Source organism: Sphingobacterium cellulitidis (assembly GCF_043187465.1).
In the GTDB taxonomy this organism is placed as follows: domain Bacteria; phylum Bacteroidota; class Bacteroidia; order Sphingobacteriales; family Sphingobacteriaceae; genus Sphingobacterium; species Sphingobacterium cellulitidis.
The window spans coordinates 3,364,564-3,385,306 of the sequence record NZ_CP171136.1; the positions used below are offsets into that span (position 1 = coordinate 3,364,564).

Annotated in this window: 16 protein-coding genes; 9 read left to right on the top strand and 7 right to left on the bottom strand. The window is 38.4% G+C overall.

Annotation, left to right across the window (positions count from 1 at the left end):
• Positions 1–41: 41 nt before the first annotated feature.
• Positions 42–617, top strand: a complete 576-nt coding sequence (locus ACF3OC_RS14830; protein WP_094256155.1) for a thymidine kinase — start codon at positions 42–44, stop codon at positions 615–617.
• A 214-nt stretch (positions 618–831) separates the two neighbouring features.
• Here the strand turns inward: ACF3OC_RS14830 and ACF3OC_RS14835 are convergent, their stop codons facing one another.
• Together ACF3OC_RS14835 and ACF3OC_RS14840 are read right to left on the bottom strand one after the other, a co-directional pair.
• Entirely contained in the window at positions 832–1,344 is a 513-nt protein-coding gene (locus ACF3OC_RS14835) for a glutathione peroxidase (protein ID WP_094256156.1), read from the bottom strand.
• Between the two features lie 14 nt (positions 1,345–1,358).
• Entirely contained in the window at positions 1,359–2,219 is an 861-nt protein-coding gene (locus ACF3OC_RS14840) for an N-acetylglucosamine kinase (RefSeq protein ID WP_094256157.1), read from the bottom strand.
• A 185-nt stretch (positions 2,220–2,404) separates the two neighbouring features.
• Between ACF3OC_RS14840 and ACF3OC_RS14845 the strand changes: the two genes are divergently transcribed.
• Positions 2,405–5,068, top strand: coding sequence for a M14 metallopeptidase family protein (locus tag ACF3OC_RS14845; protein ID WP_392469644.1), 2,664 nt, complete (start codon positions 2,405–2,407; stop codon positions 5,066–5,068).
• 314 nt (positions 5,069–5,382) lie between these two features.
• Here ACF3OC_RS14845 and ACF3OC_RS14850 read toward each other — a convergent pair whose 3' ends face one another.
• Positions 5,383–6,387: a D-alanine--D-alanine ligase gene (locus ACF3OC_RS14850; protein ID WP_392469646.1), complete on the bottom strand. Its 1,005-nt coding sequence runs from the start codon at positions 6,385–6,387 to the stop codon at positions 5,383–5,385.
• 139 nt (positions 6,388–6,526) lie between these two features.
• Between ACF3OC_RS14850 and ACF3OC_RS14855 the strand changes: the two genes are divergently transcribed.
• The 7 genes from ACF3OC_RS14855 (at position 6,527) to ACF3OC_RS14885 (ending at position 15,197) form a co-directional block, all read left to right on the top strand.
• Complete coding sequence (locus ACF3OC_RS14855) at positions 6,527–7,327, top strand: PASTA domain-containing protein (protein WP_094256160.1); 801 nt, start codon at positions 6,527–6,529, stop codon at positions 7,325–7,327.
• Position 7,328: 1 nt separating this feature from the next.
• Positions 7,329–8,372 (top strand): endolytic transglycosylase MltG, encoded by a 1,044-nt coding sequence (gene mltG, locus ACF3OC_RS14860; protein ID WP_094256161.1) that lies wholly within the window; start codon positions 7,329–7,331, stop codon positions 8,370–8,372.
• A gap of 1 nt (position 8,373) precedes the next feature.
• Complete coding sequence (locus ACF3OC_RS14865; protein WP_392469648.1) at positions 8,374–8,784, top strand: acyl-CoA thioesterase; 411 nt, start codon at positions 8,374–8,376, stop codon at positions 8,782–8,784.
• Complete coding sequence (locus ACF3OC_RS14870; RefSeq protein ID WP_094256163.1) at positions 8,785–9,756, top strand: YihY/virulence factor BrkB family protein; 972 nt, start codon at positions 8,785–8,787, stop codon at positions 9,754–9,756.
• Positions 9,757–9,838: 82 nt separating this feature from the next.
• Positions 9,839–11,998 (top strand): ATP-binding protein, encoded by a 2,160-nt coding sequence (locus ACF3OC_RS14875; RefSeq protein WP_392469650.1) that lies wholly within the window; start codon positions 9,839–9,841, stop codon positions 11,996–11,998.
• 105 nt (positions 11,999–12,103) lie between these two features.
• Positions 12,104–14,038, top strand: a complete 1,935-nt coding sequence (gene rpsA / locus ACF3OC_RS14880) for a 30S ribosomal protein S1 (protein ID WP_094256165.1) — start codon at positions 12,104–12,106, stop codon at positions 14,036–14,038.
• Between the two features lie 346 nt (positions 14,039–14,384).
• Entirely contained in the window at positions 14,385–15,197 is an 813-nt protein-coding gene (locus tag ACF3OC_RS14885) for a sulfurtransferase (protein WP_392469651.1), read from the top strand.
• Between the two features lie 375 nt (positions 15,198–15,572).
• Here the strand turns inward: ACF3OC_RS14885 and ACF3OC_RS14890 are convergent, their stop codons facing one another.
• From ACF3OC_RS14890 to hutI, 4 genes are read right to left on the bottom strand one after another with little or no spacing between them, the layout of a single operon-like run.
• Positions 15,573–16,445, bottom strand: a complete 873-nt coding sequence (locus ACF3OC_RS14890) for a pirin family protein (protein WP_392469654.1) — start codon at positions 16,443–16,445, stop codon at positions 15,573–15,575.
• Between the two features lie 38 nt (positions 16,446–16,483).
• A complete protein-coding gene (hutG, locus tag ACF3OC_RS14895) occupies positions 16,484–17,479 on the bottom strand; it encodes a formimidoylglutamase (RefSeq protein WP_392469656.1) in 996 nt (331 codons plus the stop codon).
• A complete protein-coding gene (locus tag ACF3OC_RS14900) occupies positions 17,466–19,520 on the bottom strand; it encodes a urocanate hydratase (RefSeq protein ID WP_392469658.1) in 2,055 nt (684 codons plus the stop codon). Before ACF3OC_RS14900 ends, hutG begins: the two co-directional genes overlap by 14 nt.
• Positions 19,489–20,742 (bottom strand): imidazolonepropionase, encoded by a 1,254-nt coding sequence (hutI, locus tag ACF3OC_RS14905; RefSeq protein WP_392469660.1) that lies wholly within the window; start codon positions 20,740–20,742, stop codon positions 19,489–19,491. The genes ACF3OC_RS14900 and hutI overlap by 32 nt, the downstream gene beginning before the upstream one ends.
• Position 20,743: the final 1 nt, after the last annotated feature.

Genomic DNA, 20,743 nt, shown 5'->3' on the forward strand with positions numbered 1-20,743 from the left:
CATCTTAAATCAGGTTTTTAGTATAAATTTTTTTAAAAATGATGTTGTTTTCTGAACATAATTTCCCAAATAGAAGAGGTCCTATCGGTAGTATCGAGGTTATTTGTGGGTCCATGTTTTCAGGAAAAACAGAGGAGTTGATCCGTAGGATGAAAAGGGCCCAATTCGCCAAACTTCCGGTAGAGATCTTCAAACCTGAAATTGATGTGCGATACGGTGTTAATGAGGTGGTATCACATGATAGTAACTCCATACCATCAACTCCCGTTAGCCATTCCTCAGCGATCCTGCTTTTAAGTTCTGATACGAAAGTAGTAGGAATTGACGAAGCCCAGTTTTTCGATGATGACCTCCCTAATGTCTGCGTTGAATTAGCAAACCGTGGCATTCGTGTAATTGTTGCGGGCCTGGATATGGACTACCTTGGAAAACCTTTCGGCCCCATGCCCAACCTGATGGCCATTGCCGAAGAAGTCACTAAGGTCCACGCCGTCTGCGTACAATGTGGTGCCCCCGCAAATTATTCCTACCGAATATTACAAAATGAATCCCGTGTCCTTCTAGGCGAAAAAGAAAGCTACGAACCCCGCTGCAGATCATGCTATTATGATTTGTAGGGGAGATATGTTGTCTAAAATATCTCCTAAAAATAGTTTCCGCATCTTCGATGCGGAATGACAGTCACATAAATATATTGGGTTGAGATAAAAAAAGCTTTTTCGGCGTTGCCGAAGAAGCTTTTTTTATCTCAACCCCACTCACAAATTTTTTGTCATTCTGAGCGCAGCGAAGAATCTATTTCTAATCAGCCAATAGACAGGCCTTAGTTTCTTACAAGATCTGTTTGGTAATCACCTCGTCTAAAGGTGTAACCTTTGAACGATAGCGATGTGCTAATTTTCCGTCTTTTCCAATTAGGAATTTCTCGAAATTCCATTTGATATCTCCTGTGAAATCAGGATTATCGGTTTCAGTAAGGTATTTAAACAAAGCTGTTTGTTCATCTCCTTTAACATCTACCTTTTCAGATAGAATGAAATTAACACCAAAATTCTTCTCACAGAATTGGGCAATTGCCTTGTTATCTGCATATTCTTGATTACCAAAATTATCAGATGGGAAACCAATTACAACCAATTTATCACCGTACTGCTCATGTAATTCCTGAAGCTCTTTATATTGCTTTGTAAATCCACATTTTGAAGCCGTATTCACAATTAACAATTGCTTTCCTTTGAATTCTGAAAAATCTATCTTCTTTCCATCAATCGATGTGAAAGAGAAATCATATACCGTTGGCTGTTGAAACAACATGGTACAAATCATAATCATAGTCATTATCATAATCTTATCTTTATTTACAGTTGAACATTCAGCTCTCTATCCACCACATAGTGAAATAACTCTTCGATAGGACTGCTTAAAATTTTTCCTACACGTACTCCGTGCAAAGAACATACCTCTCTTAAATGAATATCAAAATAATAGGCAATTCTTCCAACAAAATGACATTCATAATCCCAAAAGTTAGGATAAGTCATGATATTGGTTCGCACAAACTCATCAAATCCATTCCGAAGCAAATTGTCAATATATGGATGTTGTCTATTGTCGGCCATGAATTTCGCAAAGGATGCTAAATAGGCATTTGGACGGTCTTTCTGGTAGACATTTTTTATGATGATATCCTTGGTAATGGGGTGGACTTCTTTAAATTTCCTAGCCAGATCTCTTGGCATGGATTCATACAGATAGGCGGTAATTAATTGTTTGCCAAACCAAGCCCCTGAACCTTCATCACCTAATACATAACCATTGCCATGCAAACTAGCCGAGAGCTTCTCTCCATCATAAAAACTGATATCCGAACCAGTCCCTAGGTTTGAAATCAATCCCTTACCCGCAGCAAAGGTCGCATAGGCAGAACCCAATAAATCACTTTCAACGGATATAAAGGAAGATGGAAAAATCTGGGTCAATGCATTCGACACCAATTCCCGACGGTCTGGTGTTGAACATCCTGCCCCAAAAAAGTAAACCTCATGGACTTCTTTGATGTATGGAATAATTTCGGGAACCTCCGTTAATATCGATGCTATTTCTTTCTCACTAACAAAAAAAGGATTTAACCCTTTGGTGCTGAATCGTAATGGTTTGCTATCTGGAAGATGAAGCATCCAATCGGATTGGGAGGATCCACTATCTGCAACTAATATCATATGCTACTCAATGTCTTCATCCAAATATACAAATTCCATCACAATTAAAACTCATTTGTCAATATAAACCCAAATCTCCCAAAACTGTAATATTGTTGTGAATTATCCTGACAATTGCCAGCAAACTTCGCCTTATCAACTCGCGATCCTTATCTTTAGCCAATAAATTATTACCTAATAAAATTATGAAAAACTCATTTAGCCTTATCCGGTTAGTGTTGTTATCATTCGCCTTTTTCCAAACGCTATATGCGCAGCAAATTAGTAGCCCTAAGGAGCATTTTGGATTCAATATTGGCGATGATTACCAATTGGCAACCTTTACCGAGACTGAAAAGTATTTTAAGAAATTAGATCAGCAATCTGACCGACTTCAATATACGGTGATCGGAAAAACCGAGGAAGGACGAGACCAGTGTATGCTTATTATCAGCTCTCCTGATAACCTGAAAAATCTAAATGAATATAAAAACATTTCCAACAAACTGGCCCATGCAAATCTTTCTGAAGCAGAAGCTCGGTCATTGGCACAAAAAGGAAAAAGTATCGTTTGGATTGATGGTGGATTGCACTCGACAGAAGTGGTTGGAACTAGTCAATTGATTCAAACCGCTTACTTATTGGCTTCTTCCAATGACCTCGAAACAACAAATATTCTTGAGAATACCATTATCCTGATGGTACATGCAAATCCTGATGGTCATGAACTGGTATCCAATTGGTATATGCGTGAAAAGACACCTGAAAAAAGATCTGGAAATTATGTTCCTGTGCTTTACCAAAAATATGCTGGGCATGATAACAACCGGGATTTTTTTATGCTGAACCTAAAGGAATCTCAGAACATGGCCCGACAGCTATTTGTGGAGTGGATTCCTCAAATTATGTACAACCACCATCAAACAGCGCCAGCAGGTGCCGTAGTTGCTGGAGCTCCTTATCGGGATCCTTTTAACTATGTGTTTGACCCTCTCCTCATGTCAGGAATTGATGCATTAGGAGCTGCCATGTCTTCCCGACTTAATGCCGAAAATAAACCTGGATATACCGCTAAGGATGGATCTGTTTTCTCCACCTGGTACAATGGTGGTTTAAGAACAACAACTTATTTCCACAACATCATGGGCTTATTGACCGAAATGATCGGAAACCCCACTCCTTTTGAAATTCCATTGGTACCGAATCGCTTGGTACCTAATAATGATACGCAAAACCCGGTCGTTCCTCAGGTATGGCATTTCCAACAATCCATCGATTATTCGGTTACATTAAACTATGCCATATTAAATTATGCTAGCCGCTATAAAGATGAAGTCCTGTACAACATGTATAGAATGGGGAAAAACTCTATCGACCGAGGTTCTAAAGACTTTTGGCCTTTATCACCTAGCAAGGTTGCCATCATCGATACAGCCTTGCAGCAAGCCAAAAGGAAAGACCCTAAAATCACCAACAATCGTGCTGAAGAGCGTAAATTACTGGGAAGCCTCTTTGAAAACAAAGATTTAAGAGATCCTCGAGGATTTATTATCCCCGCTGATCAGGCTGACTTTGTAAAGGCAACTGATTTTATCAATGCCTTGATCCAAAACGGAATAGATGTCCAACAGGCAAATGCTGATTTTACGGTGAATGGTAAGCAATACGTCAAGAATTCCTATGTCATAAAAACAAATCAGGCTTTCAGACCGCATATCCTGGATATGTTTGAACCACAGGATCACCCCGATGATTTCCAATATCCTGGAGGCCCTCCTATTCCACCCTATGATGCTGCAGGCTGGACCTTAGCTTACTTAATGGATGTGAAATTTGATAGAATATTGGATGACTTCAATGGACCATTTCAAGCATTAACAAATGGAAAGGTTATTAAACTTGCTGAAATAGCAAAACCTAAAGGAAAGTATATCAAGCTCCCGGCAACAATCAATGAGTCTTTCCGGATCAGCAATGACCTTTTGAAAAATGGCAAGAATGTATGGAGAGATGAAAACAATGGGGATTTTTACATTGAGAATAAACCGAACATCAACTTGGTATTTCAAGCAGAAGGTGCAAACAGCCTCCCTAAGCAAAACAAAAAGATTAAACCATTGCGTATTGCATTATGGGATACTTATGGTGGAAGCATGCCATCGGGATGGCTGAGATTCTTAATGGAAAAATACCATTATAACTTTGAGCTGATCTATGCAAATGACATCGACAAGGGTAATTTGAACGCGAAGTATGATATCATCATTTTCCCAGGAAATTCAATCCCTAGGTTTAACATTAATCCGAATTCGACATCATCTTATGGAAGATCAACAATGGAGGCCCCTGAAAACATTCCATCACCTTACAAAGAACGTTGGGGCCGTTTAACAGAGCAGAAATCAATTCCTGCTTTAAAGACTTTCCTTGAAAACTCGGGAAAGATCATCACCATTGGAAGCAGCTCTGATCTAGCTGAACATCTAGGCTTAGGTGTTGAAAACCACCTAGTCGATAGTAATAAGGAAGCATTGAAAAGAACTGATTTCTATACTCCAGGGTCGGTATTAACAGCGAGAGTTGCTCCTAATACGGCAAGTACTTGGGGTTATAATGATCAAATTGATGTTTATTACAGCAATGACAACCTCTATAAAATCAGCAATTCAAACATCAAACCCTTACTTTGGTTCGATTCTGAAAAGGTCTTAAAAAGCGGCTGGTCATGGGGACAGAAATATTTAAAAGACGGAGTTTTGGCATTTGAAGCGCCAGTAGGTAAAGGTAAGTTGGTTTCATTTGGAAATGATATCAATTTCAGGGCTCAAACTCACGGAACATTCAAATTATTATTTAATCAATTGCAATAAATAAAACCTTCTAATTTATCAGGTCATACCTCAATAGGGTATGGCCTTTTTTTGTGATTTGGCTTTATGTCACATAGGAAATTTATTGGGCAAAAATAAACCTCAAACTCGCAGCTTTACCGGACCTTCTTCGGACCTTCTTCGGAGGTTTGGCGGATTTTGTTCGAAAAAATTCGGACAAGGTCCGAAGAACCTGCGAAGGAATCCTTAATTTGACCCTTATTAAATTAGGAGAAAATAAAATGGAGGGACATAAAAAAAGAGGACCCTTCCTTGGAAAGATCCTCTTAATAAATCTTAATCTATCTAGTTGCTTAATGATTTTTGGCGGCTTCAATTAGTTCTCCATAGAACTCAGTTTCTGTCCTACCATCAGCACGTACTTGTTGTGGAATAAAACTTTGCGCGGTTTGTCCTGGAATGGTATTAATTTCAATGAAATAAAATTCATCGGTTTCATTTTGAATAAAGAAATCTACTCGAACCATTCCTTTGCAATTCAACCGTACATATACTTCTTTAATAATCTCGTCAGCTTTACTTTTTTGCTCTGTTGTTAGATCAGCAGGTGTAATTTCCTGAGTCAGGCCGGGGGTGTATTTTGCTTCGAAATCAAAAAATTCGCGCGTTGTAATCACCTCCGTTGCTGGTAAAACCTGCAGTTTACCTTTTGAATCTCTGAAAATCCCTTGGGAAAACTCTCTCCCCTTAACAAACTCTTCCACCAACACTTGCATGCCCGTTCCTTCTGCATCATAAGCTTCATCTAATGCTTTTGGAAGTTCTTCCCAAGTATTCACCTTATTCATTCCAATGCTACTTCCACCAGCATTTGGTTTTACAAATAGTGGCAGATTGAGCTTACTTTTTACCAGGTCAAAAGCATTTGCTCTATCGATATCAAATAAAAGAACTGATTTAGCCACTTTTAACTGTGGAATATCTTGGATAATGGCTTTGGTATAGCCTTTATTCATGGTTAAAGAAGATGTTAAGGCTCCACAAGAAGTATATGGTAAGCCGATCATATCCAAATACCCTTGAAGACGGCCATCTTCCCCTGGGGTTCCATGGAGAATTATAAATGCGACATCAAAATGTAAGGGTTCATTATGAATGGTCAAGGAAAAATCTTGACGATTGATTTCATGTTTTTGTCCATTCTCATCGGTATATGCCCAACTCCCTAGGGTAATATCGATTGGATAAACATCATATTTTTCTTTATCAATTTGGGAATAGACAAAAGCTGAACTTTTGTAAGAAATTTCAGCTTCTCCAGTATACCCGCCCGTAATTAATGCTACTTTAGTTTTCATATGTAATAATCGAGAAGCAAATATAATTTGAGATACGAGGAAAAACGAATATTTTTGCCTTTATATTAAGTTCGATTGCAGGAATTCGGAAAATTGGAATTAATATTGTTAATAGGATATTCAAAAAACACATTAATAGATGTCTAAGTTCTTTTTATACTTGAGAACGAGTACTTTCAGAAAAAACTTGATTGCTGGGCTCATTTTCATTGTCATTCTTTTTATTTTGGTTTATTTCGGCTTGAAAGTCTACACGAAACATGGTGACTCTCAGGAAGTTCCTTTATTAAAAGGATTAAACATAAGTGAGGCCCTCAATGTATTAGATAAAGCAGGGTTGGAAGTAGAAATCGACTCCATTTATCAAATGGATGCGAAACCTGGACTGGTAATAGATCAGGATCCTGACCCAAAATCGCATGTTAAAGGTGGTCGTACCATTTACTTAACGATCATTACGCAATCTGCTCCAGAAATTGCTTTCCCAGAAGTTATCGACAAAACTTTCATCGAGGCTTCCGCAATTTTAAAGAACCATTCCTTAAAAATTGCTGATACTGTCTATAAAAATGATATTGCTAGAGATGTGGTCTTGGATGTAAAATTTGCGGGACAACCTATTCGTCCGGGACGTATGGTTCCGAAAGGATCTAAAATCAGTCTGATTTTAGGAAATGGTCGTGGCGATGATGAAGTTGAAATCCCAGTTCTATTAGGATTGAACTTAACAGAGGCTAAATTTGCGCTTGCTGGCAAAGGATTAACCTTGGGTTCAGTATCATTTAATGATAATTCCAACGATACATTAGGTTCTGTAGTCATTAAACAGAACCCAGATACCAGTGCTAAAATTATTTCCATCGGAAATGCGATTCATGTTACATTAGGGAAACCAGTAGCACCGACTCCAACTCCAGAAACTACCCCTATAAATCCATAATATGGCGCAGAACACTAAAAAAAGAAAAGGATTAGGAATTATACTCTTTATTATTTTATTTCTTGTCCTTGGCGTGGCATGGGTAGGTTATCAAGCATTTATGGCGCCTTCCATTGCTTCAGATGAGGAATACTTTTTCGTAAAAACGGATGAACCCTATAGCAGTGTTATTTCCAGAATTGAATCTGAAGGCATTGTCAAGAATCCTACTTACTTTAATTATGTTGCCAAGGCAATGGATTTGGAGAGTACCGGCATCAAGGCTGGACGCTACAAAATTGATAAATCCATGAACAACCGTAGGTTTATCGGCAACCTTCGGGGTGGATACCAAGATGCAGTGAAGTTTAGATTCCAAAATGTGCGGTTGAGACAAGATTTTGCAGGTTTATTGGGAAGAGACTTTGAGGCTGACTCCTTAACCTTTATCAATCTGTTGAACGATGAGAAATTAGCTGAGAAATACGGATTCAACAAAGAGAACTTCTTCTCGATGTTTATTCCTAATACCTATGAAATCTATTGGAACACTAAACCAGAAGAAATAATAGATCGTTTTTCGAAGGAATATGAGAAATTCTGGACTGCAGATCGTAAAGCGAAGGCAGATTCATTGGGATTAACCATTCAAGAAGTAAGCACCTTGGCGTCCATTGTTAAAGGGGAAGCATTACACGTGGATGAGATGCCGAAAATTGCTGGACTATATTTGAATCGACTTAAGAAAGGGATGTTACTTCAGGCAGATCCGACTGTCATTTTTGCGAATAATGATTTTACAATTCGTCGTGTTTTGAATAGACATTTGACCATTGACAACCCATATAATACTTACCGTTTTAAGGGATTGCCTCCGGGACCGATTATGATGCCTAGTATTGCATCCATTGATGCGGTGTTAAATTATGAGCATCATCCATATATCTATATGTGTGCGAAGGACGATTTTTCGGGCTACCATCTATATGCACAAACTGTTGCAGAGCACTTGGTCAATGCGAGAAAATTCCAAAAAGCTTTAGACGAAAGAAATATTAAAAAATAATATGTTCTTATATCAGCATCAGGTTAGGGTTCGATACGCCGAGACAGATAATATGGGCTATGTTTACTATGGTAACTATGCGACCTATTATGAAGTTGCACGTACAGAAATGCTTCGAAGCACTGGAATTTCCTATAAAGAATTAGAGGAAATGGGTGTAATGCTTCCTGTGATCGAATTGAGCTGTAAATTCAATAAGCCAGCAAAATATGATGATTTAGTAACGATAAATACTTATATTCGAGAAAAACCAGGAATAAGGATAAAATTTGAATATGAGCTGTTTAATGAATCTGGTGAGCTATTGAATACAGGGTCTACCCAATTGGTATTTGTCGATATGGTCAAAAATCGACCTTGCAAACCTCCCCAGATTTTTATAGATAAGATGGCTCCATTTTTTGGAGAATAAATGAAAAAAATTCATCAACATCTTCTGTACGTTAAGCCGTATGACAGATTTATTGAGTGGACCAAGTCAGCAACTTTGCCAGGATTTGGAAAATTACCACTCTATACTGTTATGGTTTTCTTCTTTCAGGAGATTGCTCGTGAATCCATAATCAATAAAGCCTCTTCCCTAGCCTACAATTTTATGTTGGCGGTTTTTCCGGGTATCATTTTCCTGTTTACCTTAATCCCCTATATTCCGGTCGATAATTTTCAAACGCAATTGATGGAATTGATACAATTAGCGCTTCCCAATAATGCATATGAAATTCTGGAAACTACCTTGGAAGATATTATCAAAAGACAAAATGGAGGATTATTATCTGCCGGATTTGTTCTTTGTACATTTTTCGCTACAAATGGAATAACAACTTTAATGATGAGCTTCAATAAAGCCTCATTATCCAAAGAATCGAGGACTTGGTTTCAGAGAAGGATCGTTGCCCTTGCTCTTTCCTTGGCGATTGTATTAGCCTTAGCGGTCGGTATAGCTCTTTATGCAGGCTCCAACTACTTAATCAACTACCTAAAAACCCACATAGATTACGATTTAAAGTGGTTTTGGGCTTTTTCGATCAAATTAGCCCAATGGATTATTTTGTTTGGAGTTTATTTCTTTACGGTGAGTTTGATCTACAAATTTGGACCAAGCTCTACAAAAAAATGGAAACTTTTTACGCCGGGAGCGACCTTAGCAACCATTTTAGCCATGCTATCTTTTTCTTTTTTTACATTCTATATCAATAATTTTGGGGCTTATAATAAGCTATATGGCTCGATTGGAACCCTGATCGTCGTGATGATTTGGATGTACATAAATGCCCTTATTCTTATCATAGGCTTTGAATTGAATGCAAGTATTGCTCTTTCAAAGCAAAGTATTAAAATTGTTAAGCCGCGAGTATACAATTCGTTTAAACCAAACAAAATTTAATTTATTATAAATTTATTATTATTGTATTCTGATTCATTGATTTGTTGATACAAATTGATTTTGGGGACGGACACATTTACGAATGGAAGACAAAGAATTACAAAAGCGGAATAAGCGTAATCAAAACGTAAGGAATATACTATTAAGTTCAATAATCGTATTATTCATAACCTTTGTCGTGTTCTTTATTTTCTCTTATATCCAATATAAGAGTATCCAAAATAAGATTCAAAACATCTATACATCGGTAAATAGCGATCAAAATAATTTCACGGAGTTATTGAATATTTTCAGTGATGCTGAGGATCATTTCCGAGTATTTTCTATTACTTATAATATTAAGGATTACAATGCCTACCGGACCAAGTTGGTTGTTTTAAAATCAGCTGTCGATTCCTTGACATTAATTCGAAGTGAGGAATCAAAGATCAAAGGTAGAAGTGATTATAAGGGTAAAACTCTGGAGGATTTATTGCCGAAGTATGCCTTATTGACAAATAAATTAGATTCCATTTTGGTGGCTTCAGAAGCTCTGAAATCTTTCAATATCGAGCATGGTAACGAGTCAATATTTACCTTACCTCCTCAAAAGGTTCCAGCTACCATTGTTCCCGCAGAACCCAAGAAAGTCGTAGTCAAGAAAAAATCTTTACTAAAACGGATTTTCCAAAAAGGCGATGATACCATTACAGTTGAAGCAAATGCTCCGACACAAGATCAGCAGGTCGTACAACAAAACGCGAACCTAAAAAATATTATCCGTCAAAGAAATAATCAGACAGAGAACAAACTGAATGAGCTCAAGAAAACCTTGACCAATATCCGAAAAAGCGAACGCTCTTTATTGGCAGATAACTTTACATTATTACATAGTGCCAATCAGCTGATCCGTATTATTCATGAGGAAAGGATTCAAATTCAGCGTGATAAAACCGATCACGAATTAAATATATTAATAGCAAAAACCGATACTTTCAAATGGCAGATCATAGTATCCCTGACCTTTGTATTTATCGTGATCTGCATTTTGGTTTATTACCAATTCTTTACCAGTTATTACGAACGAAAATTACTGGATGAACGGGTTTATGCTTCTAAATTAGCTGAGCAGAAAACGGATATTCTGGCCGAAATCACCCATGAAATCAGAACTCCAATCAATTCCTTGATTGGTATTGTGGATCTATTAAAGAGTAGAAAGGATTTATATCAAGCCAAGGATATTCATTTATTGGAATCAGCCTATACCAATATTACCGCAACCTCAAAAACGATCAATGACATCTTGAATTTAAGTAAGATTGATCAGCAGAATAATATAGAGTCTATACATTTTGACTTTACAGATTTGCTATTAGATGTTATAGAAACGCATCGGAATCAGGCGGAGATGAAGGGGATTGAGTTGCAATACCAGGTCAATAAAAGCAAACCAACGGTAATTTTTTCTGATGAATTCAAGATCCGTCAAGTCATGAGTAATTTGGTGAGCAATGCCATCAAGTACTCCAATGCGGGTACTGTCGTTGCCAGCGTGGATGTAGATGATCAGAGCAATTTAATATTCAAGGTATCTGACCAAGGATTAGGAATTCCTGAGGGGTTAAAAAAGAACATTTTCAAAAAGTATTATACGGTTAATAAGTCCAATAAAGTAGAAGGCGGGGTTGGTTTAGGCTTATATATCACTAAAAATATTGTCAGTACCTTAAAAGGTAGGATTAATTTCAAGACGAATTCAGGACAGGGAACTACTTTTAGGGTAGAAATACCAGTTCCGAAGCCAAAATTCCGCAGGAAGACCAGTTTAAACATTGAGAAGATCAGTGATTTCTCGAAGGATTTAAGTTGGTTAATTGTGGATGATAATGCCTTGAATTTGCTTTATTTAAAGCAGTTTTTCTCGTTACACACCCATGTTAAGACGGCAACACACGGAAAAGAGGCCTTGGAGGTTTTAAGTAGATTTCCGATTGATGTGGTTGTTACAGACATCAATATGCCTATAATGACGGGGGATGAATTACTGGCGACTGTTCGTGCGAACCCAGCGTACGACAATGTCAAGATTATTGCTACATCATCTGATAATGAGCAAGTTAAGAATCTTGAAAAAGAAAGGAAGGTTTTATTTGATGGCATATTAATAAAGCCATTTAATGAGCGGAAATTGACGGAGGTTATTGTAAAAACGATCTATCCGATCTTCGAGGATAGTGATGAGTTACGTCAAGAAAGCTAGGTTAATTAAAACTTTTTCAACTTTTTTACATCTAAACTCTTGTAAATAAAAGTTTTTCGTATCTTTGCAATCCCTACATCGTAGGGAAAAGGAGATAATTAATTAATGGCAAAAAAACAAGAAGCAGAAAAAGAGTTAGCGGCGAAAAACGCAGAGCTACAAGGTGCTGACACAAAAGTTGTGAAGGACACTGAAAAGATTGAGTCTGAAGCAGATTCAAATTTAATCGATGAGATTAAATCAAACACTTGGAGCACTCCAGCAGGAGACTTCGACTGGGATCTTGATGAAAAAGCTTTTGGTAACTACAGTGATGCAGAACGTACTAAATTAGAAGAGCAGTACGCTGGCACATTCAACCAAATTAATCAAGGTGAGATTATTGAAGGTATTGTTGTATCGATCAATAACAAAGACGTTGTTTTAAACATCGGTTTCAAATCAGACGGTCTAGTAGCATTATCTGAGTTCCGTGACTTACCTGACTTAAAAATCGGTGATACGGTAGACGTATTTGTAGAATCGCAAGAGGATGCAAATGGTCAATTAGTATTATCACGCAAACGTGCTAAAACACAAAAATCTTGGGAAGAAATCAACGAGGCTTTGGAAAATGACAAAGTTATTGATGGTTTCGTTAAATCACGTACAAAAGGTGGTTTAATTGTAGACATCAAAGGTGTTGAGGCATTCTTACCAGGATCACAAATTGATATTAAGCCTATTCGTGACTATGATGTTTACGTAGGTAAAACAATGGAATTCAAAGTTGTAAAAATCAACCACGAATTCAAGAACGTAGTAGTTTCTCACAAAGTATTAATTGAGGACGATTTAGAGAACCAAAAATCAGAAATCGTTGCGAAATTAGAAAAAGGACAAGTATTGGAAGGTACTGTTAAAAATATCACTGACTTCGGTGTGTTCATCGACTTAGGTGGTGTTGACGGATTACTTCACATTACAGATATCTCTTGGGGCCGTATCGAGCATCCAAAAGAGGTATTGGCATTAGACCAAACAATCAACGTTGTTGTTCTTGACTTTGATGATGAGAAAAAACGTATTGCATTAGGTTTGAAACAACTTTCAGAGCACCCTTGGGAATCTTTAGACAAGAACTTAGAAATCGGTTCTAAAGTGAAAGGTAAGATCGTTACTGTAGCTGACTACGGTGCATTCTTAGAAATCATCCCAGGAGTAGAAGGATTAATCCACGTTTCTGAGATGTCTTGGTCTCAAAACTTACGTTCTCCACAAGAGTTCTTGAAAGTAGGTGACGAAATCGAAGCTGAGATCTTAACATTAGATCGTGAAGAGCGTAAAATGAGCTTAGGTATCAAACAATTGACTCCAGATCCTTGGCAAAACATCACTGAACGTTACCCAGTTGGTTCAAAACAATCAGCAGTTGTTAAGAACATGACTAACTTCGGTGTATTCGTTGAGTTAGAAGACGGAATCGACGGTTTAATTCACATTTCTGACCTTTCATGGTCTAAGAAAGTTAACCACCCTAACGAATTCACTAAAGTTGGTGAAAGATTAGACGTTGTGGTATTAGAATTAGACGAAGAAAACCGCAAACTTTCTTTAGGTCACAAACAATTAGAGGAAAACCCTTGGGATACTTTCGAAACTATCTTCACTGAAGGTTCAGTTCACGAAGGTACCGTAATCAAAGTTGGTGACAAAGGTGATATCGTTGCTTTACAATATGGTGTTGAAGGTTTCTGCCCTAACAAACACTCTGTAAAAGAAGACGGATCAGCATTGAAAGTAGACGAAGTTGCTGAATTCAAAATCATTGAATTCAACAAAGAAAACAAACGTCTAGTTATCTCTCACTCTCGTATTTGGGAAGATGCTAAAGCTGAAGCTCGTATCGAAGAGTTCAACGCTCGTAAAAAAGAAGCTAAAACTGCTAATGCAGCAGTGAAAAAAGTTAAAGATTCAGTTGAAAAATCAACTCTAGGTGATCTTGACGTATTAGCTCAATTGAAAGAGCAAATGGAAGACGACGAGAAAAAATCTAAATAAGTTTAGATTTCTCTAAATACTTCAAAGCCCCGATTGAAAAATCGGGGCTTTTGCTGTTTTATAGATATGAGATGTGAGATTTGAGATGTGAGATAGTGGAAAGGGAAAGGGAGATATGAGATGTTAGATGTGAGATGTGAGATGTGAGATGTGAGATGTGAGATGTGAGATGTGAGATGTGAGATGTGAGATAGTGGAAAGGCAGTACATAGTTGTGAGATTATCTACTTTTTTATATATCTTTAAACTAACAAGGTTAATATCTAAAATCTCAATACTCAATACTCATATCTAATAAAATTTACTATCTCAATACTCAAATCTCACATCTCAATACTAATTAGCCATGCGAACAGCTGCACTTATCAGTACCGACGAAGCCCTCAAATTAATCAATGAGGAAAATGCTATAGTTTTTGACGCTACAATTGACAAGGTCAATCAGAAGATGGACAATAGTAAGATGGAATTGCTTCCAAACAGTTTGTTTTTGGATATTGAAGGTGCATTTTCGGATCATAGCATTCCTTTTCCACATACAATGATATCGGCGCAACAATTCACGAAAGAAGCGCAAAAATTAGGTATCAACCAGGATTCTACGTTGGTAATTTATGATCATTGGGGAGTTTACTCAAGTCCTAGGGCCTGGTGGATGTTCCGATATATGGGATTAGAGAAGGTTCATGTATTAAATGGGGGTCTCCCCGCTTGGAAAGCTGCAGGACTTCCTATTGATGACCACTACTCACAAGTTGAAGTAGCAGGTAATTTCAAGGCTAAACCTAATTATGAATGGTTTATCAGTAAGGAAGAACTGGTAGAGCGGTTGGGAGATGATGATATCAGCATTACCGATGCGCGATCTTCCGGTCGGTTCAATGGTACAGCCCCAGAACCGCGAGAAGGATTAAAATCTGGTCATATCCCTGGTTCTAAAAACCTACCTTTTGACCAAGTACTGGATGGAACTACCTATCAAGATAAAGAAGAACTTGAAAGACTTTTCGAAGGGAAAATTGATGCCAGCAAACAAAATATCTTCACCTGTGGCTCCGGAATATCAGCAGCCATCATCGCACTGGCAGCATATGAACTTGGAAACGACTATGTAACGATATATGATGGCTCCTGGGCAGAATGGGCTAATAGTATTTAGTAGTTAGTATTTAATCATAGTATTTAGTAGTTAGTATTTAGTATTTAGACACCTGCCTATCTGAAAATCTACTGAAAATCTATATGTCTTGAAACCTGCATGTCTGAAAATCTATATGTCTTGAAACCTGCATGTCTGAAATTCTATATGTCTTGAAACCTGCCTGTCTGAAAAGCTATATGTCTTGATACCTGCATGTTTGAAAATCTAGAAATCCAAATTGCTATTTGATTAGATTGCCATTATTCCGATTTAAGCATCTTGCGATTCATGGAAACTTTGGTATCGGCAAATAAAAACTCTTCCTAGTTTCCTTTTATTAACCGCTAAGAATTATCGCGAGCGCTCTAAATACTAAATACTATATACTAAATACTATTTACCAGGAAGCGGCACATAGCCATCATCGCCGGGTACTTTAGGGAAATCATGGTTGATCCATTTTTCTTTGGCTTCATCGATTGTTTGTTTTTCACTTGCGACGAAGTTCCAGGAAATAAAGCGTTCTTCAGGGAATGGTTCGCCACCGAAGATATAGACCGTAGATCCTGCTTTCATCTCAAAGCTACATAGGTGAGCATCCAAAGTGATCAAGATCTGCTTAGGACCATAAGTAAAGCCATTGCTATCGATCTCTCCCTCTAATATATAGAGACCGCTTTCGCCATATAATTCACCGCGAATATCAATTAAGGCATCCTTTTCAGCCTTAACTTCAATCATATACAATTTACTATAAACAGGAACGGGTGATTTTTTACCAAATGCTTCACCCGCAATCAGTTTAAAGGATACATCGCCATCCTTCCAAGTTGGGATATCATGAGCTTCCGTATGATGGAATTCAGGTTCCATAAACTCAAGGTTTTTAGGTAATGCTACCCAGATTTGAAGTCCATGCAGAAATTTATCTTTTTGCCTTAAATATTCTGGGGTTCTTTCGGAATGCACCACACCTTTGCCAGCAGTCATCCAGTTCACGGCTCCGGGTTTAATCTCCATGGCAGTACCAAGGCTATCTCTATGGAAAATAGAACCTTCAAATAAGTAGGTCAATGTAGACAAACCAATATGAGGATGTGGTCCAACATCTAAATTTTCATGGTCTGCCAAACAAGCAGGTCCCATGTGATCAATAAAAACAAAGGGGCCAATGGAACGTTTCTGGCGAAATGGCAATAGTCTTCCTACCATAAAGTTCCCGATGTTTGCTGCTGTTTCTTCTCTGATGAAATCTATATTCGACATATGTCTCCTGTATTATATTTCCTTAAAGTTACATATTATCACTTATTATTCACTAGGCGAAAAATGAGATCTGCGGTTAACTTTGTCGTTCTATTGTCAATATCATATAGCGGGTTGACTTCGGCGAAGTCGACAGATTTCAGCTTTGGCAGCTGAATGAGTTCATGGAATAATTTCGCAAAAGTTGGATCCGGGATTAGCCCATTGAAAGCAGGGGCACTTACACCTGGAGCATAGGCCGCTGCAAACACATCCATATCTATCGTGAGGTAAATATCATCTACATTCTGGGAAAATTGATCAATTTGGGAAATCACCTTATTGATATTTTCGGCATAGATTTCATTGCCTTTGATCACCTGAACGGCTTTTTCTTTAGCATAATTGAATAGGGCCTGCGTGTTGCTGATGTCCTGGATTCCTATGGCGAGATATTGAACCTCAAAGTTTTCAATTTCTGAATCGGTAAAGATTTGATAGAAACCAGTACCAGAATTTCCTTGGTTATCATTAACCGCCCTAATATCGAAATGAGCATCTAAATTAATAATCCCAATTCTTTTTGTTTTACTATATTTTTTTAGTCCATTGAAATGCCCATAAGTAACTTCATGGCCACCGCCAAGGACAATTGGCAGGCCTCCATTTTCCAAAATTTGGCTTACACGTTTTGCCAGTTCCTCCTGTGCAGCTTCCATATCCTCAGCCACGCAAATGACATCTCCGGCATCGAAAATCCTTGTTTCTGAGGACATATGATTAGGTAAACCAGCCAAAACCTTGCGAAGGGCTTCTGGCGCATCCTTAGCTCCAATACGACCTTGATTCCTTCTTACCCCTTCATCACAGCAAAAACCTAAAAATACAAAGCTATTTTCCAGTGTATTTGAAATGCTATCTAAGTTGATACATTCCATAATTTGATGCCAACGATGGTACACAGCACTAGTTCCATCGGATCTACCTGTCCATAGCTGCTGTTCTGTAGGTCTGTAGAGGACATTTCCAAAAGCTTCCATGTTAGTTATTTCCAAAAAGGTTATCAATTATGTGATTATCCACCAGTTCCGCTTTAGTTACTTTCAAGGTAGAAGATCTTTCCAATTCGGTTTCAATGGCGCTGATTGCTTCTTTATTTCTTGCCCATGCCCTTCTTGCAATTCCGTTATTCACGTCAAAGAATAGCATTTGCTTTAATTTGCGGTCGCTATCCTCAGATCCATCAAGTACCATTCCGAAACCACCATTTATTACTTCCCCCCATCCTACTCCACCGCCGTTATGGATAGAAACCCAAGTTGCTCCTCGGAAACTATCTCCAATAACATTGTGAATGGCCATATCAGCGGTAAACTTACTACCATCATAGATATTACTGGTTTCACGGTACGGTGAATCTGTTCCGCTGACATCATGATGGTCCCGACCCAATACTACGGGAGCAGATAACTTTCCATCAGCGACTGCCTTATTGAAAGCTTCGGCGATTTTCATTCTTCCCAAGGCATCAGCATATAAAATCCTTGCCTGAGAACCAACCACCAGTTTATTGTTTTCAGCTTCTGAAATCCATTTAATATTATCTTCCATCTGCTGGTATATTTCTTCAGAAGCATTCTTTTGAAGGTCTTTCATCACCTCAAGGGCGATGTTATCAGTCAATCTTAAATCTTCAGGTTTTCCAGAAGTACATACCCATCTAAATGGACCGAAACCATAATCAAAACACATAGGTCCTAGGATATCCTGAACGTAAGAAGGATATCTGAAATTAATTCCATCTTCCGCCATGATATCAGCGCCAGCTCGACTAGCTTCCAAAAGGAAAGCATTTCCATAATCAAAAAAGTATGTTCCTTTGGCCACATGTTTATTGATGGCATTCGCATGGCGAATCAATGTACGTTGTACCTCTTTTTTGAACCTTTCCGGATCATTGGCAATAAGTTCATTAGATTCTTCAAAACTTAAATCCACGGGGTAATAACCACCTGACCATGGGTTATGCAAAGAAGTTTGATCAGATCCGACGGTCACTTTAATACTCTGTCTATCAAACTGTTCCCATACATCGACAATGTTTCCGATATATGCGATAGAGATCACCTCCTTTTTAGCAATAGCAGCTTTTACGGCAAGAATCAAGCCTTCGATATCCTCTACTAGTATATCTACCCAACCTTGTTCATGTCTTTTTCTAGCAGCGGCAGGGTTTACTTCTGCACAAACAGTGATACACCCCGCAATATTACCCGCTTTAGGTTGAGCTCCACTCATTCCCCCAAGTCCGGAGGTTACAAAGACTTTCCCTTGAATAGATTCACCTTCAGGAAGATGTTTCCTGAAAGCATTCATAACGGTGATTGTTGTTCCATGGACAATACCCTGAGGTCCGATATACATATATGAACCTGCAGTCATTTGCCCATATTGAGTAACACCCAAAGCATTGAATTTTTCCCAATCATCGGGTTTGGAATAATTAGGAATCATCATTCCATTGGTCACAACGACACGTGGTGCATTTTCAGAAGAAGGAAAAAGCCCCATTGGATGTCCTGAATACATATGCAAAGTTTGTTGATCAGACATTTGCGAAAGGTATTTCATGGTCAGTAGGTATTGCGCCCAGTTTTGAAATACGGCTCCATTGCCACCATAGGTAATCAACTCATGCGGATGTTGAGCAACAGCCGGATCCAGGTTATTCTGTATCATCAGCATAATGGCAGCAGCCTGTTGACTTTTTGCAGGGTATGCAGAGATTGGTCTAGCATGCATTTCATAATGAGGTCTGAATCTATACATATAAATTCGCCCATATTCCCGGAGTTCCTCCAAAAACTCTGCAGCCAATTCCTGATGCCATTCCTTTGGAAAATACCTTAAGGCATTCCGAACGGCAAGTTTTTCTTCCTCTTTACTTAAAATAGCCTTACGTTTTGGGGCATGGCTCACCCTATTATCTAATTGAGCTTTTGCTGGTAATTCTGTTGGAATACCTTGTGCAATTGCTTCTTTAAAATCTTTATCAATCATCCTATTAGTCTTTTCTAACAAATACTTCAGTTCCATTTTTCCAGACCGCCTTGGGTTGAAGACCGCCTTGCAGATAAGTGATATTTTGATAGTTATCAGTATCATAGATCACCAAATCCGCTAACATTCCTTCCATTAAACGGCCTCTATCCTGTAGGTTCAAGGCTTTCGCTGCGCGGAAGGTAATTCCCGCGAAGAGTTCGGCATTACTCAGCTTTTGCATGGTTGCAAGTATACTGGCACTTTCGATCAATTTACCCATAGGTGCAGACCCAGGATTCCAATCGGTTGCAATGGCCAAACTAGCACCAGCATCCAATAGCTTTCTAGCAGGTGTAAACTCACAACCAATTCCTAGGGATGCAGCCGGTAAAGCCACTGGGATTACATCCGATCCTGCCAATAAACTAATTTCATTTTCAGTAGAAGCTTCCAGATGGTCAGCTGAAACTGCAGCAAGTTCAACAGCCAACTTAGAACCTGAGGTACTAAATTGGTCAGCATGTACTGTTAAGTCAAAGCCCATTTCCTTGGCTTTTTTATAGTATGGAAGTATTTGTTCAGCAGAGAAGGCACTCTTTTCTACGAAGGCGTCAATTCTGTTGGTTAGCTCTTCAGCCCTCAACAATGGGAAAAGCTTTTCGCCAATTTCGTATAAGTAATCTTCAGCATTACCTTCATAATCTTTAGGATGCATATGTGCTGCAAGGCAGGTTGAAATCAAATCCACAAAAGATGCCTGATTGGCTTCCTTGATTGCGCGTAAGGTCTTGAGCTCCTCTTCGACATTGAGTCCATATCCACTCTTTACCTCAACGGTTGTTATCCCTTGTCTCAACAAGTTATCAGCACGTTTAAGGGTCAAGAATTTAAGTTCATCCTGCGAACATTCACGAGTATGCTTTACAGTACTCCAAATTCCGCCGCCCGCTTCTGCAATTTCAAGGTAGGAACTACCTGCATTTCGCATTGCAAAATCGTTAGCTCGGTTACCACCAAAGGCAATATGGGTATGGCAGTCAATATATCCCGGTAGAGCCACAAAATCACCCTTCAGTTCCACGATATCAATATCATCAGGCAAGGCAGCCTTTAATCCTTCAAAATCGCCTACAACCTTAATTTTGCCATCGACAATATAAATACCAGCCTGTTCTATGATTTCCAGTTGTTCGTCTTTTAATGCCCCTTTCAGTGGCAAGTGCTGCATAGTCAACACTTGTTTGAAGGGACCTATTAACTTTCCGTTCTCTTTCATG

Excerpts from the sequence above, each read along its gene's own strand:
- ACF3OC_RS14845 (WP_392469644.1), top strand. The coding sequence starts at position 2,405 with ATGAAAAACTCATTTAGCCTTATCCGGTTAGTGTTGTTATCATTCGCC.
- ACF3OC_RS14890 (WP_392469654.1), bottom strand. The coding sequence starts at position 16,445 with ATGTCGAATATAGATTTCATCAGAGAAGAAACAGCAGCAAACATCGGG.
- ACF3OC_RS14865 (WP_392469648.1), top strand. The coding sequence starts at position 8,374 with ATGTTCTTATATCAGCATCAGGTTAGGGTTCGATACGCCGAGACAGAT.
- ACF3OC_RS14855 (WP_094256160.1), top strand. The coding sequence starts at position 6,527 with ATGTCTAAGTTCTTTTTATACTTGAGAACGAGTACTTTCAGAAAAAAC.
- ACF3OC_RS14885 (WP_392469651.1), top strand. The coding sequence starts at position 14,385 with ATGCGAACAGCTGCACTTATCAGTACCGACGAAGCCCTCAAATTAATC.
- ACF3OC_RS14900 (WP_392469658.1), bottom strand. The coding sequence starts at position 19,520 with ATGGAACTGAAGTATTTGTTAGAAAAGACTAATAGGATGATTGATAAA.
- ACF3OC_RS14870 (WP_094256163.1), top strand. The coding sequence starts at position 8,785 with ATGAAAAAAATTCATCAACATCTTCTGTACGTTAAGCCGTATGACAGA.
- ACF3OC_RS14830 (WP_094256155.1), top strand. The coding sequence starts at position 42 with ATGTTGTTTTCTGAACATAATTTCCCAAATAGAAGAGGTCCTATCGGT.
- ACF3OC_RS14840 (WP_094256157.1), bottom strand. The coding sequence starts at position 2,219 with ATGATATTAGTTGCAGATAGTGGATCCTCCCAATCCGATTGGATGCTT.
- ACF3OC_RS14835 (WP_094256156.1), bottom strand. The coding sequence starts at position 1,344 with ATGATAATGACTATGATTATGATTTGTACCATGTTGTTTCAACAGCCA.
- rpsA (WP_094256165.1), top strand. The coding sequence starts at position 12,104 with ATGGCAAAAAAACAAGAAGCAGAAAAAGAGTTAGCGGCGAAAAACGCA.
- ACF3OC_RS14875 (WP_392469650.1), top strand. The coding sequence starts at position 9,839 with ATGGAAGACAAAGAATTACAAAAGCGGAATAAGCGTAATCAAAACGTA.
- ACF3OC_RS14850 (WP_392469646.1), bottom strand. The coding sequence starts at position 6,387 with ATGAAAACTAAAGTAGCATTAATTACGGGCGGGTATACTGGAGAAGCT.
- hutI (WP_392469660.1), bottom strand. The coding sequence starts at position 20,742 with ATGAAAGAGAACGGAAAGTTAATAGGTCCCTTCAAACAAGTGTTGACT.
- mltG (WP_094256161.1), top strand. The coding sequence starts at position 7,329 with ATGGCGCAGAACACTAAAAAAAGAAAAGGATTAGGAATTATACTCTTT.